At 70.2% G+C, this 13,636-nt stretch carries 16 protein-coding genes; 9 read left to right on the top strand and 7 right to left on the bottom strand.

Translation table 11 applies throughout. The features are described 5' to 3' along the window. The 6 genes from ACILQS_RS12240 to ACILQS_RS12215 form a co-directional block, all read left to right on the top strand. On the top strand, nucleotides 1–387 hold a 387-nt coding region (locus tag ACILQS_RS12240), incomplete at its 5' end, for a PH domain-containing protein (RefSeq protein WP_395640409.1). Next, the gene (locus ACILQS_RS12235; protein WP_395640408.1) at nucleotides 384–1,109 is read left to right on the top strand and encodes a DUF2520 domain-containing protein; all 726 of its coding nucleotides are present in this window, start codon (nucleotides 384–386) and stop codon (nucleotides 1,107–1,109) included. The genes ACILQS_RS12240 and ACILQS_RS12235, both read left to right, overlap by 4 nt. Further along, nucleotides 1,106–1,960 (top strand): pantoate--beta-alanine ligase, encoded by an 855-nt coding sequence (gene panC, locus ACILQS_RS12230; RefSeq protein WP_395640407.1) that lies wholly within the window; start codon nucleotides 1,106–1,108, stop codon nucleotides 1,958–1,960. Before ACILQS_RS12235 ends, panC begins: the two co-directional genes overlap by 4 nt. Nucleotides 1,961–1,969: 9 nt before the next feature. Then, on the top strand, nucleotides 1,970–3,469 hold the full coding sequence (gene lysS, locus ACILQS_RS12225; RefSeq protein ID WP_395640406.1) for a lysine--tRNA ligase: 1,500 nt from the start codon (nucleotides 1,970–1,972) through the stop codon (nucleotides 3,467–3,469). Between the two features lie 150 nt (nucleotides 3,470–3,619). After that, nucleotides 3,620–4,159: a hypothetical protein gene (locus ACILQS_RS12220; RefSeq protein ID WP_395640405.1), complete on the top strand. Its 540-nt coding sequence runs from the start codon at nucleotides 3,620–3,622 to the stop codon at nucleotides 4,157–4,159. Between the two features lie 246 nt (nucleotides 4,160–4,405). Beyond that, nucleotides 4,406–4,591 carry a hypothetical protein gene (locus tag ACILQS_RS12215; RefSeq protein WP_395640404.1) on the top strand — a complete coding sequence of 62 codons (186 nt, stop codon included), beginning with the start codon at nucleotides 4,406–4,408 and terminating at the stop codon, nucleotides 4,589–4,591. Nucleotides 4,592–4,616: 25 nt separating this feature from the next. On the opposite strand, the gene ACILQS_RS12210 is transcribed toward ACILQS_RS12215, so the two are convergent. Continuing rightward, nucleotides 4,617–5,363 carry an LppM family (lipo)protein gene (locus ACILQS_RS12210; RefSeq protein ID WP_395640403.1) on the bottom strand — a complete coding sequence of 249 codons (747 nt, stop codon included), beginning with the start codon at nucleotides 5,361–5,363 and terminating at the stop codon, nucleotides 4,617–4,619. Nucleotides 5,364–5,412: 49 nt separating this feature from the next. Next, nucleotides 5,413–6,387: a pirin family protein gene (locus ACILQS_RS12205; protein ID WP_395640402.1), complete on the bottom strand. Its 975-nt coding sequence runs from the start codon at nucleotides 6,385–6,387 to the stop codon at nucleotides 5,413–5,415. Nucleotides 6,388–6,537: 150 nt separating this feature from the next. Here ACILQS_RS12205 and ACILQS_RS12200 point away from each other — a divergent pair, with 150 nt between their 5' ends. Further along, nucleotides 6,538–6,828: a DUF4287 domain-containing protein gene (locus ACILQS_RS12200; protein ID WP_395640401.1), complete on the top strand. Its 291-nt coding sequence runs from the start codon at nucleotides 6,538–6,540 to the stop codon at nucleotides 6,826–6,828. Between the two features lie 9 nt (nucleotides 6,829–6,837). Here the strand turns inward: ACILQS_RS12200 and ACILQS_RS12195 are convergent, their stop codons facing one another. The 4 genes from ACILQS_RS12195 to ACILQS_RS12180 are packed head-to-tail and all read right to left on the bottom strand — an operon-like array spanning nucleotide 6,838 to nucleotide 8,872. Continuing rightward, entirely contained in the window at nucleotides 6,838–7,065 is a 228-nt protein-coding gene (locus ACILQS_RS12195) for a helix-turn-helix domain-containing protein (protein WP_395640400.1), read from the bottom strand. Then, nucleotides 7,066–7,659, bottom strand: coding sequence for a hypothetical protein (locus ACILQS_RS12190; RefSeq protein ID WP_395640399.1), 594 nt, complete (start codon nucleotides 7,657–7,659; stop codon nucleotides 7,066–7,068). Then, nucleotides 7,659–8,261 (bottom strand): hypothetical protein, encoded by a 603-nt coding sequence (locus tag ACILQS_RS12185; protein WP_395640398.1) that lies wholly within the window; start codon nucleotides 8,259–8,261, stop codon nucleotides 7,659–7,661. Before ACILQS_RS12185 ends, ACILQS_RS12190 begins: the two co-directional genes overlap by 1 nt. Next, nucleotides 8,261–8,872, bottom strand: coding sequence for a hypothetical protein (locus tag ACILQS_RS12180; RefSeq protein WP_395640397.1), 612 nt, complete (start codon nucleotides 8,870–8,872; stop codon nucleotides 8,261–8,263). The genes ACILQS_RS12185 and ACILQS_RS12180 overlap by 1 nt, the downstream gene beginning before the upstream one ends. Before the next feature lie 168 nt (nucleotides 8,873–9,040). On the opposite strand from ACILQS_RS12180, the gene ACILQS_RS12175 reads away from it, so the two are divergent. Continuing rightward, on the top strand, nucleotides 9,041–11,524 hold the full coding sequence (locus ACILQS_RS12175; RefSeq protein WP_395640396.1) for an ATP-dependent Clp protease ATP-binding subunit: 2,484 nt from the start codon (nucleotides 9,041–9,043) through the stop codon (nucleotides 11,522–11,524). An 89-nt stretch (nucleotides 11,525–11,613) separates the two neighbouring features. Here ACILQS_RS12175 and ACILQS_RS12170 read toward each other — a convergent pair whose 3' ends face one another. After that, entirely contained in the window at nucleotides 11,614–12,723 is a 1,110-nt protein-coding gene (locus ACILQS_RS12170) for an alcohol dehydrogenase catalytic domain-containing protein (protein ID WP_395640395.1), read from the bottom strand. Nucleotides 12,724–12,983: 260 nt separating this feature from the next. On the opposite strand from ACILQS_RS12170, the gene ACILQS_RS12165 reads away from it, so the two are divergent. Beyond that, a partial coding sequence (locus ACILQS_RS12165) for an IclR family transcriptional regulator (protein WP_395640394.1) occupies nucleotides 12,984–13,636 on the top strand: 653 nt, incomplete at its 3' end.

The following is a 13,636-nucleotide window of genomic DNA, read 5'->3' as shown; positions in this document are numbered from 1 at the left end:
TTCGAGCGCGGACTCGCCGGGCGCGGTGGCGACGACGAGTTCACTAGCTCCCCGCGCCGCGCCGCGATCGTGCGCTGGTTCTCGTGGCGGCGCAACGGCTTCGCGCTCTTCCCGGGCGCGGTACTGCTGCGGCGCGGCGCGATCTGGCGCGAACTCGCGATCGTGCCGACTCCGCGGGTGCAGAGCGTCGCCGTCGAGCAGGGGCCGCTCGCCCGCTCGCTCCGTCTCGCCAACGTGCACGTGCACACCGTCGCCGGTCCGATCTCGCCGGCCATCGGCGCTCTGGATGTCGACGACGCCCAGGCGCTGTTCCGGGATGCCGCTGCCGCAGCGGTCGCCGCCGCCGGAACCGACCGCAGCCACCGCTGGCGCTCGAGCGAAGCGTGAGCCGGCGGTCGGGGCGCCTCGGGATCGGGATCATCGGTGCCGGGCGGGTCGGGCCCGTGCTCGCCGCCGCGCTGGGCGGTGCGGGGCACGCGATCGTCGGCATCAGCACGGTGTCGGAGGCGGGTCGCGAGCGCGCCGACGTGCTGCTGCCGGGCGTGCCGGTGCTCACCGTACCGGAGGTCGTCGAGCGGTCCGAGCTCGTGCTCATCGCCGTCCCGGCCGCCGAACTCGAGGCACTCGTGAGCGGTCTCGCGGCGACCGGTGCCTGGCAGCCCGGGCAGCTGGTGGCGCACACCGCGCCGGAGTTCGGGGTGGGCGTGCTGGCCCCGGCGGCCGCGGCCGGCGGCATCCCGCTCGCCCTGCATCCCGCGATGGCGTTCACCGGCACGAGCCTCGACCTCGTGCGACTGCGGGAATCCTGGTTCGCGGTGACCGCGCCGACCCCGGTGCTGCCGATCGCGCAGGCTCTCGTCGTCGAGATGGGGGCCGAACCCGTCGTCGTCGCCGAGGCCGACCGGGCGGCCTACGCCGATGCGATCGCCGCCGCGACCGGCTTCTCGACCGCGATCGTCGCCCAGGCCGCGGGGGCTCTCGCCGCGATCGGCGTCGAACGTCCCGGCGACCTGCTCGGCCCGCTCATGCGCTCCGCGGTGGAGAACGCCCTCGGCGCGGCCGGGGCCTACCGCGCCGATACGATCGACGCGGAGGCACCCGAATCGTGAGCAGTCCTGTCGTCGCCGAGACGATCACCGGAATCCGCTCGGAGCTGGCACCGCTTCGGGTCGCCGGAAAGAGCATCGCCCTCGTGCCCACGCTCGGCGCCCTGCACCGCGGCCACCTCGAGCACGTGAAGCGGGCCCGGGAGCTCGCGGACGTGGTCGTCGTCTCGATCTTCGTGAACCCCCTCCAGTTCGGCGCGACCGAGGATCTCGGGAAGTACCCGCGTGACCTCGAGGGAGATCTCGTCCAGCTCGAGGCGCTCGGCGTCGAGTTCGTCTTCGCTCCGACCGTGGAGCAGATGTATCCCGACGGCGGCACCCAGGTGAAGGTCTCCGGCGGTCCGGTCGCGACGCTGTTCGAGGGCCGTTCGCGTCCGGGGCACTTCGACGGCGTGCTGACCGTGGTCGCGAAGCTCCTGCAGATCGTGCAGCCCGACCTCGTCACGTTCGGCCAGAAGGATGCCCAGCAGCTCTTCCTCGTGAAGCGGATGGTGAGGGACCTCAACATCCCGGTCGCCGTCGAGGTCATCGAGACGGTGCGCGAAGAAGACGGGCTCGCGATGTCCAGCCGCAACCGCTACCTCGGACCCAACGAGCGCCGCGCGGCGCGCGCCCTGAGCCGCGCGCTCGAGGCGGCGCAGTCGGCGGGCGACCGCGGCATCGACAGCGTGCTCGCCGCCGCGCAGTCGGTGCTCATGGATGAGAAGCTGGTGACGCTCGACTACCTCAAGGTCGTCGACCCGAAGACCTTCCTCCCGGTCGACGACGGTTACCGAGGCCCGGCACGGGTGCTCATCGCCGCGCAGGTCGGCCCGGCCCGCCTCATCGACAACGACTCCCTCTACCTGAATTGAGCTGTTCCTGTGACTGACGAGACGCCTGAGTTCGAGGACATCGCCGAGCAGAAGGCCGTGCGGCTTCAGAAGCGCGCGCGGTTGATTCAGGATGCCGAAACGGCCGGCGAGGGCGCGTATCCGGTTTCGGTGCCGATCACGTCGACGATCGCGGAGGTGCGGGCCAAGTTCCCGGAGCTTTCCGCTGACTCCTCCACCGGTGACGTTGTCGGGCTGGCCGGGCGGGTGGTGTTCTCGCGGAACACCGGGAAGCTGTGCTTCGCGTCGCTGCAGGCGGGCGACGGGTCGCGCATCCAGGCGATGGTGTCGCTCGACCAGGTCGGCGAGGAGTCGCTCGAACGGTGGAAGGACCTCGTCGACCTCGGTGACTTCGTCTTCGTGTCGGGCGAGGTCATCTCGTCGCGCCGCGGGGAGCTCAGCATCCTCGTCGCGGACTGGAAGATCGCCTCGAAGGCCCTCATGCCGTTGCCCAACCTGCACTCGGAGCTCTCCGACGAGACCCGGATGCGGCAGCGCTACCTCGACCTCATCACCCGCGATCAGGCGAGGAAGACGGTCGTCGCGCGCGCCACGACCGTCGCGAGCCTGCGCTCGACGTTCACGTCGCACGGTTTCCTCGAGGTCGAGACGCCGATGCTGCAGACGATCCACGGCGGGGCATCCGCTCGCCCCTTCGTCACCCACAGCAACGCGTTCGACACCGAGCTGTTCCTGCGCATCGCGCCGGAACTCTTCCTCAAGCGCGCCGTCGTCGGTGGTCTCGAGCGGGTGTTCGAGATCAACCGCAACTTCCGCAACGAGGGCGCCGACTCCACCCACAGCCCCGAGTTCGCGATGCTCGAGGCGTACCAGTCGTACGGCGACTACCACTCGATCGCCGACCTCACCCAGGAGCTGGTGCAGAATGCCGCCTTCGCGGTGGCCGGCTCGCACGTCGTGACCTGGGCCGACGGCACCGAGTTCGACCTGGGCGGCGAATGGGCGCGCCTGCCGATGTACTCCTCACTCTCCGAGGCCGCCGGTGTCGAGGTCACGCCGCAGTCGACCGTGCCGGAGCTCGAGGCTCTGGCGGCGAAGGTCGGCGTCGAGGTGAAGCTCTCCACGCACGGCAAGCTCGTCGAAGAGCTCTGGGAGCACTTCGTGAAGCCCGGGCTCACCGCGCCGACCTTCGTCATGGACTTCCCCGTCGACACCTCGCCGCTCGTGCGCGACCACCGGTCGATCGCCGGCGTCGTCGAGAAGTGGGACCTGTACGTGCGGGGCTTCGAACTCGCGACCGGCTACTCCGAGCTGGTCGACCCGGTCATCCAGCGCGAGCGCTTCGTCGAGCAGGCGAAGCAGGGCGCACGCGGCGACGACGAGGCGATGCGGCTCGACGAGGAGTTCCTGCGGGCGATGGAGCACGGGATGCCGCCGATGGGCGGGATGGGCATGGGGATCGACCGCCTGCTGATGGCCATCACCGGCCTCGGCATCCGCGAGACGATCCTCTTCCCGCTGGTCAAGTAGGGCCCGCCGGTCACATCGAGCCTCCCTCTGCCCCCGAAGTGGGGGCTCATCGCGCCGTTCGGGGGGCTGTGCCCGCCGACGGCGGCTGACTAGCTTGGGAACCACCCGCGCACCCCCCGGCGCAGGTGACCCCCGACCCCCGGAAGCCCCGTGCCTCGACTCGCCCGACGGCTGTTCTCCGCGATCGTCCTCGCGGTGGTCGTCGGCGTGTGCGGCGCGAGCATCGCGTTGGCGCTCCCCGCGACGGCGCACGCGGCGGAGCCCGATGCGCCCGCCGCCGTCGCCCCGGAGGAGGGTGCGTTCCTCGAGCCCGGCACGGTCGTGCTCGAGTGGACCCCGGTCGACGCCCCGAACGGCTACGAGGTGACCTGGTCGGTCGACGGCGGCGACCCTGCGACGATGATCGCGACCTCGACCGCGACGGCGATCGAGGTCGAGAGCGGGTCGTTCTCGTGGCAGGTTCGCGCCCTCCCCGACGGCGCATGGTCGGCGCCCGCGACGTTCCACGTCGACCTGGAACTCCCCACCCTGCCGCTGCCCGAGCACCCGGCGGCGACGCCGACCGTCGCGCGGCCCGGCGGGGACGCGGTGCCCGGCGGCGTGTGGGTGATCGGAGCCCTCGGCTTCTCGGTCGTCTTCCTCGCGGCCGTCGTCATCCAGACCCGCATCCGCCGCGAACAGGATGCCTGAGAGCCCGGCTGTTACGGTGCTGAGGTGAGCAACCAGCCTCCGCGCGTCACCCCGCCCCGCGTCGCCACCTGGGTCGTCGTCGGTGGCATCGGCGTCTTCCTGCTGATCAGTGGGATCCTCGGGATGATCGCGAAAGGCTGATGGACCGTCGAACCTCCCGCCTCGTCGCCATCGGCGGGCTCGTGCTGATCGTCGCCGTCGTCGCCGTCGCGTTCTTCCTGCCCTGACGCGAGCTACCCTGGGTCCATGCCGGAAGAGTTCTGGGCCAACGCGATCTTCTCGGTCGTGCCCACCCTGCTGTTCGGTGTGCTCTTCTGGTTCGTGTTCCGCGCCATCATCAGGTCGGACGGCGCCGAGCGCGCCGCCGCCGCCCAGGTCGAGGTCGAGGAGCGCGCGAAGCGCGCCGCGCTGAAGGACCGCGCCGACTCCTGAAGCCGACGCGCATCCGGCGCTGAGGTCAGACCTCCGGGGCCGGCTTCTCGTCGGCGTCCGGGGTCTCCGTGGCGACCGGTGCGGGAGTGACCGCCGCCTTCGCCCGGCGCGAGCGCAGGAGCAGCAGCACCGCGACGACCGCCGCCAGGAGCACGAGCACGCCGACCACGATGGCGACGATCAGCAGCACCGGCGGGCCGGGCGGGTTCGCCGCCCCGGTGGCCGACATCTCCACGCGCTGGTCGAGGGCGGTCGTCCAGGTGACGGTCGTGCCCGACACCTCGCCGTTCTGCTGCTCGGTCACCTCGCCGGGAAAGGTGACCGAGACGCGGAGGTTGCCGTCATCCTCGGTCGTGTCGTCCGACGGGATCGACTGCGCCGAGAAGTCGAGCGTGCCGGTGAAGGTGTACGAGTCGCCGTCGCGCACGAACCTCAGCGACTCCGGGCGCTGTCCCGAGAACGCGTCGAGCGAGATGTCGTCGAACTCGATGAGCGTGCCGAGGTAGTCGTCCTGGGCGTACTCGGTCGTCGTGACCCCGCTCGCGTCGCGCAGCGACCCGAGCAACGTCGACTCGATGTCGGCGACGTAGGCGAGAGCGGTCGATCGCGCCTCGTCGGTGTCCTCCGTGGCAAGCACGGCGACGACGATCTGGCCGTCGACCACGTCGCCGGGGTTGAGGGTCAGGTCGGCCTGGAAGCGCACGCAGCCGGTGAGGGCGAGCGCGATCACGCCCGCGGTGACGAGGGCGGGCAGGATGCGGCGTCGGGTCATGCCTCCCACCGTGGCAGAGCCGCGGCGTCAGGGAAAGTCGGGCGCAGGCTCAGGAGCGGGGCTGGAGTCTCACGTTCGGCAGCACGGGAGCCGGCAGCGCCGCGCCCGGATAGCCGTCGACATGGCCGAACCTTCCGTCGGGGTCCGCGCCGGCGATGACCTGGCTCTGCCACTGCTCGCGGAAGGCGACGACCTCGTCGTGGCTGCGGCCGACGAAGTTCCACCACATCACGATCGGCTCCCCGAGCGGCTCGCCGCCGATGAGCAGCCCCCGCACGTCGCGATCGCCGGCTTCGAGACGCAGGATGCCGGGGCCGGCCGGAACGACGCCGAGCCGGTCGCCGGGGATCGGCACCCCCTGCAGTCGGGGTTCGCCGGCATCCACGACGAAGCCGTGCTCGTGGGTCTCGTCGACCGCGAGCTCGACAACCCCGCCCGCCGGGAGGTCGATCTGCGCGCCGACCAGTCCGGTGAAGGCCGAGACCGGGCTGCGCGCGCCGGCCAGTTCGCCGATGAAGACCCGCAGCGTCGCGTCGCCCACCGTGAACGGCTGCGGCGAGAACGATTCGAAGAACGGCGCCACGTGACGCGACCGGTCGGGCAGCGCCACCCACAACTGCACCCCGTGCAGCTCGCGGGCGGCTCCCGTCGACACCTCCGAGTGCTGGATGCCCGCTCCCGCCGTCATCAGATTGACCTGCCCCGGCTCGACGAGTGCATGGCTGCCAGCCGAGTCGCGGTGCTCGATCTCGCCGGCGTAGAGCCAGCTCACCGTCTGCAGGCCGGTGTGCGGATGCGGCGGAACGTCCATCGTGCCGGCACGATCACCCGGGACGGGCCCGTAGGAGTCGACGAAGCACCACGCGCCGACCAGGCTGCGCGCCCGCTGCGGCAGGGTCCGGCGTACGGGCAACGCGCGCGGCCCCCCGAGCGGAACCTCCCGGGGCTCGAGGATCTCCACGCCGTCGTGCGGCGGCTCGGCGACGGCGACCGTCTCCGTGGGGTCCTTCTCGAGGTTGCTCACCCTTCGGATGGTAGCTATCCCCGCGGGTTGAGTGCCGGGCGTAGCCCGGTGTATCGAAGCCCACGTTCGAGCTCCTCGGGGCGGGTTTCGATACACCGCCTGCGGCGGCACTCAACCCGCAGGAGGGGTGGCGCGGAGTATCTTTCCGGCATGACGTTCCAGGCGTACCTCGACAACATCGAGGAGAAGACGGGCCTCACGCCGCGGCAGTTCCTCGCGCTCGCCGCCGAGAAGGGGTTCGACGCGAACACGAAGGCCGCGCCCATCCTGGCGTGGCTCGCGGCCGACTTCGCGCTCGGCCGCGGTCACGGGATGGCGCTCGTCCACGTCATCACGAAGGGGCCGCAGATCGCCGACAAGCACGTCGGATCCGGCACCGCCCACAGCGACCCGTCGAACACCCTCTGGCTCGACGGGCGCGCCAGCAACCCGAATCCGTAGGCCGCCGACTCAGCGCACGACGAGCAGCTCACCCACCTCGCACTGCAAGGCGTCGCAGATCGCGGTGAGGGTCGAGAAGCGGATGGCGCGGGCCCGGTCGTTCTTCAGCACCGAGAGGTTCACCAGGCTCACGCCCACCAGTTCCGCGAGCTTGGTCAGCGTCATCCCGCGCTCGGCGAGCAGTTCGTCGAGACGGCAGTGGATGCGGCCGGCATCCTCGTCGTCGGCGGGGGCCATCTACACGAGTCCTTCCGTGTCGCGCTGGAGGCGCTGCCCGATGCGGATGACGTAGGCGGCGACGAGCACCACCACGCCGAACGACCAGTCGCCGGGCGCGATCGTGAACGCCGCCTCGAACGGACCGTCGGGCACGGCGCCCAGGTGGTCGGCGGCCTGCACCCGCCCGACGCCGGAGAGTGCGGATCCGGCCAGCCCGCCGAAGGTCATCACCGTCCCGGCGACGAGAGCCACCCGGTAGAGGAGGTGGTGGAAGGGGGTACCCCGCGCGGCGAGCACGAGGAAGACCACGACCGCCAGATAGGTGGCGGCGGTGACGAGCAGCGTCGCCGTCGACCCGGCGACGAGGAATCCGAGGCTCGATCCGCCCACCTCGGACGACAGCACGGTCGCCGTCGAGATGCGGGCGTCGGCGCCGGGCAGGTCGCCGCGGGCGAGCAGCTCGATGCCCTCCGTGCCGATCGCGATCGAGATCGTGCGCCAGATGCCGTCGATCGTGAGGATCAGGCCGAGCACGCCGGCCATCCCGGCGATGACGGCGAAGGCGATGCGCTGCGAGGCGTCGACGGGTGCGGGTGCGGAGGTGTCGGCCATCAGACGAGCGCCTCGGTGTCGCGCTGCAGACGCTGCCCGATCTCGAACGCTGCGGTGACGACCATCAGGGCGAACGCCCAGCCGATCGGCGCCGGATCGAAGGCGACGAGGAAGACCGGGAGTTGATCGAGGTCTAGCGCGGCCGCCGCCTCGGCGTTCGCGACCCCGAGGAGGGCGGGCCGGCCGAGGGCGACGACGACCACCAGGATCGCGACGATCCCGATGCCCCAGGTCGCGGACCCGACGAACGGCTTGCCCACGAACACCCGCAGGCAGAGCCAGACGACGACGGCGCAGATGCCGAGCGTGAGAAGCGACGTGAGGATGCCGGCGGCGATGAAGGCGGCCCGCCCACCCGTCGTGAGGTCGGTCATGAGCGTGACCGTGTCGAAGGTCGCGCCTCCGAACCCGGCGTCGAGCGGTTCGGTGGTCGGAACGCCGCTGAGGGTGACGGGTCCCGACGCGCCGGCGATGATCCGGCCGACGAGGAAGACGATCTCGACGACGCCGATCGCGGTGGCCGCGCCGGCGATGAAGCCCAGGATGGTCTTCTCGGCGAGGCCGAGCGCACGATTCCTGCGGGTCTGCAGTGCGCCGGTCATCAGACGAGCCCTTCGTTCTCGCGCTGCAACCGGTGGCCGATCTGGAACGCGGCGCTGATCGCGCCGAGGGCGAGGATCCCGAAGATCACCGCGAAGTCGGTCTCGAACAGCACGCCGTCGTACTCGTAGTCGCTCACGGCGGACAGGGCGCCGTTCACGCCCATGGTCTGGAACAGCCAGCCCAGCACCCAGCCGGCCATGAGCACGCCGGTCCCCGCGGTCACGATGCGCACGGTCGAGGCGGCGAACGCGCGACCACGGGCGAGGTTGACGCAGAACAGGCACAGCAACACGATGCCGACGAGCACAGCCAGCCCCGTCACGATCGGCTGAGCGACCAGGGCGAAGAATGTGGCGGCGGCCGGGTCGTCGACGGTCACGACCGCGCGGTCGACGTCGACGATGAGATCCGTTCCGCCGGGACCGATGGGCAGCGCGGCGGTCTCCCCCGAGAACGGGACGAGCACCGGGATGCCGCGCTCGGGGAGCACTTCGGCGAGGCGCGCGATCATCGCCCAGACGGTCAGGGCGGCCCCGATCGCGCCGAGGCCGATGGTGCCGTACATCCCGATCAGGTCGGATCGGGAGAGGGTGGTGGGGGAGGTACTCACGAGGAGCTCCTTATCGATTGTCGATGTTATCGATCTACGATAACCACACGCACCCCGGTCCCGTCAAGCCCGCGCTGAGCCGTGAGCGAACACGGGAGTTTTCGCCAGCCTGCGTCGTTACCCTCGGATGTATCGGCGCCTTCCGACCGGCGTCCACAGGAGTTCAGAATGTTCGAGCGCTTCACAGACCGAGCCCGCCGGGTGGTCGTCCTCGCCCAGGAAGAGGCGAAGATGCTCAACCACAACTACATCGGCACCGAGCACATCCTGCTCGGGCTGATCCACGAGGGTGAGGGCGTCGCCGCGAAGGCGCTCGAGTCGCTCGGCATCTCGCTCGACGCCGTGCGCGAGCAGGTCCAGGACATCATCGGCCAGGGTCAGCAGCAGCCGACCGGCCACATCCCCTTCACCCCGCGCGCCAAGAAGGTGCTCGAGCTGTCGCTGCGCGAGGCCCTGCAGCTCGGTCACTCCTACATCGGCACCGAGCACATCCTGCTCGGCCTGATCCGCGAGGGCGAGGGCGTCGCCGCCCAGGTGCTCGTGAAGCTCGGCGCCGACCTGAACCGCGTGCGTCAGCAGGTCATCCAGTTGCTCTCGGGCTACCAGGGCAAGGAGCAGGTCGCGGTCGGCGGCAACGACGCGACGCCCGACAAGGGCAGCCAGATCCTCGACCAGTTCGGCCGCAACCTCACCCAGGCGGCGCGCGACGGCAAGCTCGACCCGGTCATCGGGCGCGAGAAGGAGATGGAGCGGGTCATGCAGATCCTCTCCCGCCGCTCCAAGAACAACCCCGTGCTGATCGGCGAGCCCGGCGTCGGCAAGACCGCCGTCGTCGAAGGCCTCGCGCAGGCGATCGTGCGCGGCGACGTGCCCGAGACCCTCAAGGACAAGCAGCTCTACACGCTCGACCTCGGCTCGCTCATCGCCGGGTCCCGCTACCGCGGTGACTTCGAGGAGCGCCTCAAGAAGGTCACCAAGGAGATCCGCACCCGCGGCGACATCATCACCTTCATCGACGAGATCCACACCCTCGTCGGGGCGGGTGCCGCCGAGGGTGCGATCGACGCGGCCAGCATCCTCAAGCCGCTGCTCGCGCGCGGGGAGCTGCAGACGATCGGCGCGACGACGCTCGACGAGTACCGCAAGCACTTCGAGAAGGATGCCGCCCTCGAGCGGCGCTTCCAGCCGGTGCAGGTGCACGAGCCCACGATCCCGCACACGATCAACATCCTGAAGGGCCTCCGCGACAAGTACGAGGCCTTCCACAAGGTGTCGATCACCGACGGTGCGATCGTGTCGGCGGCGAACCTCGCCGACCGCTACGTGCAGGACCGCTTCCTGCCCGACAAGGCGATCGACCTGATCGACGAGGCCGGCGCCCGCCTGCGCCTCTCGATCCTCTCGGCCCCGCCGGAGCTGCGCGAGTTCGACGAGAAGATCGCCACCGTGCGCGCCTCGAAGGAGGCTGCAATCGAGGAGCAGGACTTCGAGAAGGCCGCCAGTCTGCGCGACGAGGAGAAGAAGCTGCTCGGTGAGCGGCTCCGCCTCGAGAAGCAGTGGCGCGCCGGCGACGTCGCGGCATCCGGAACGGTGGATGAAGGCGTCATCGCCGAGGTGCTCGCGAACGCGACCGGCATCCCGGTGTTTAAGCTCACCGAGGAGGAGTCGAGCCGGCTCATCTTCATGGAGAAGGCGCTGCACGAGCGGGTCATCGGTCAGGAGGAGGCCATCTCGGTCCTCGCCAAGACCATCCGCCGCACGCGCGCCGGACTGAAGGACCCGAAGCGTCCGTCGGGCTCGTTCATCTTCGCCGGCCCCACCGGTGTCGGTAAGACCGAGCTCGCCAAGGCGCTCGCCGAGTTCCTGTTCGATGACGAGAACGCGCTCATCTCCCTCGACATGTCGGAGTACGGCGAGAAGCACACCGTCTCGCGGCTGTTCGGTGCCCCTCCCGGGTTCGTCGGGTTCGAAGAGGGCGGCCAGCTCACCGAGAAGGTGCGCCGCAAGCCGTTCAGCGTCGTGCTCTTCGACGAGATCGAGAAGGCGCACCCCGACATCTTCAACTCGCTGCTCCAGATCCTGGAGGAGGGACGTCTGACGGATGGCCAGGGCCGCGTCGTCGACTTCAAGAACACCGTCATCATCATGACGACCAACCTCGGCACGAAGGACATCACCGGCGGCCCCGTCGGCTTCACCCTCGAGGGCAACGCCGCGGCCGACTACGCCGGCATGCGCGCGAAGGTCGTCGAGGAGCTGAAGAAGCACTTCAAGCCGGAGTTCCTGAACCGCGTCGACGAGACGATCGTCTTCCCGCAGCTCAACAAGGACGAGCTGCTGCAGATCGTCGGACTCTTCATCAAGCGGCTCCAGGAGCGTCTGCTCGACCGGGACATGACGATCGAGATCTCCGACGACGCGAAGTCGCGGCTCATCGACATCGGCTGGGACCCGTCGATGGGCGCCCGCCCGCTGCGCCGCGCGGTGCAGCACGAGATCGAGGACCGGCTCTCGGAGAAGATCCTGCACAGCGAGCTCGAGGCGGGCGACCACGTGCGCGTCGAGTTCGTCGACGGGGAGTTCACGTTCGAGACCGGCCGTCAGTCCGGCCGCGACCCGAAGCCGGAGAAGACCGCCGCGATCGGCGCGTAACTCTGACGCCACAGAGGGTTCTCCGACCCGAGGGATCCCCGCACGCGGGGGTCCCTCGAGCGGTCAAGGGGTCCGAGCGGCGTCGAGGGTCAGCAGTCGACCGTGACGATCTGCCGCAGCGCCGCACCTGAGGCGAGGTCGTCCATGCCCTCGTTCAGGCTCTCGAGGGGGATGCGGCCGGAGATGAGGCTCTCGACGTCGAGGCGACCCGCCCTCCAGAGCTCCACGAATCGTGGGATGTCGCGGGACGGCACCGCGGATCCGAGATAGCTCCCCACGATCGTGCGGGCGCCGCTGACGAGGTCGAGCGGAGCGATCGTGGCGCGAGCCTGTGCGGGCGGCAAGCCGACGGTGACCGTCGTCCCGCCGACGCTGGTCAGGGCGACGGCCAGCTCGAAGGCTCGCGCGTTTCCCGCGGCCTCGATCACGGCGTCGCCGCTGAGGCCCACGTCGACCGCCTGGTCAGGCGTGTAGACCGCGTGCGCGCCGGCCGCTCGGGCCGCGTCGAGTTTCGACACGGTCGTGTCGACACCGACGACCTCCACTCCCTCGTACGCGAGACCGGTGATGAGTGCCACCATTCCCACTCCACCCAGTCCGACGACGACGATCCGCTGCCCGGCTTCGGGGCGCGCGGCGTTCACGACGGCTCCGCCGCCGGTCAGCACCGCGCAGCCCATCAGCGCCGCCACGTCGAAGGGGATCCCTTCTCCGACGGCGACCAGCGAGGCACGATGAAGCACCGCATGGCTGGCGAACCCCGAGACACCGAGGTGATGGCCGATCGGCTCGCCGTGTCGTGTCAGCCGCCGCCCGCCACCGAGCAGTTCACCGGCGGTGTTCGCGGCGGTTCCGCGACTGCACGGCACGCGCCCATTCGTCGAGCATTCGCGACACGCACCGCACCGCGGTAGGAAGCTCGCGACCACCGCGTCGCCAGGGACGAGATCACCCACGTTGGCGCCGACTTCGAGCACGGTTCCGGCGGCCTCGTGCCCGAGCAGCATCGGGAGAGGGCGGGGCCGGTCGCCGTTCATCACCGACAGGTCGGAGTGGCAGATGCCCGCCGCCTCGACACGGATCAGCACCTCGTCCGCGCCCGGTGGATCGAGGTCCAGAGCGCCGATCGTCAGCGGGCGCGAAACGGCGTACGGTGCCGCATCGCCCGAGCGTTCGAGCACCGCACCCGTGATCTGCATCCCGTGCCCTTCGAAGATCTCCGTCGATCCGCTCAGTGAACCGACGGTACGCTGAGTGGACTGATGCAATCATGCGCCACGGCGTGTGTCAATCAGGTTTCGCGCTCGTACCGATTTGATTTCCGGCTTGCATTTGTGATTCATGGCCCCTAACTTCAGGGTCCATGGAGCGAATCGATGGTTCGGAAAGCGGACCGGATCTGCAAACCGTGGTGCGAGCGGGCAACCTGTTGTTCGCGTTCACGGCTGAGCAACCCGAGTTGGGTCTGACTCAGCTCGCGTCGATCCTCGGCCTCAGCAAGGCCTCCGTTCACCGGCTCGCGCAGACCCTGGTCGGTCTCGGACTTCTGGAGCAGAGCTCCGGTTCGCGCGGCTACCGCCTCGGGGTGCGTCTTCTGCAACTTGCCCACGTCGTCGAGGCGTCGCTCGACCTCCGCACCGAGGCGCGAGCAGCCCTTCGCGAGCTTCGCGACCAGACGGGGGAGACCGTCTACCTCATGCTGCGCCGCGGCGACCAGGCCTTCTGCGCGGACCGCATTGAGGGCTCGCATCCGATGCGCGATCTCTCGACCCCGCCGGGGACGTTCGTGCCCCTCGGTGTCGGCGCGGCCGGCACCGCCATCCTCTCGACCCTCGAGCATGCGGCGGCGACCGCCCTCGTCGGTCGCCGGGCCTACAGCCCCGACCTCGCCGCGCGCGTCGAGGCCGCCCGTACGAACGGCTATGCCGTCACGCGCGGTGACGTCACCGACGGGGTCGCCGCCATCGCGGTGGCGCTCGTCGACGAGCGCGGGACCGCCGTGGGCGCCATCAGTCTCGGTGGCCTGCTGGCTCGCGTGACGGCGTCGGAGAGCGAGCTCGCCGAATCAGTTCAGGCCGCCGCCGCCGCGGTCGGGCGGGCGATGGGATGGGA

Source organism: Pseudolysinimonas sp. (assembly GCF_044239695.1).
In the GTDB taxonomy this organism is placed as follows: Bacteria; Actinomycetota; Actinomycetes; order Actinomycetales; family Microbacteriaceae; genus Pseudolysinimonas_A.
Note: the sequence above shows the minus strand (reverse complement) of the source record. Positions and strands in the feature narration are given on the sequence as shown.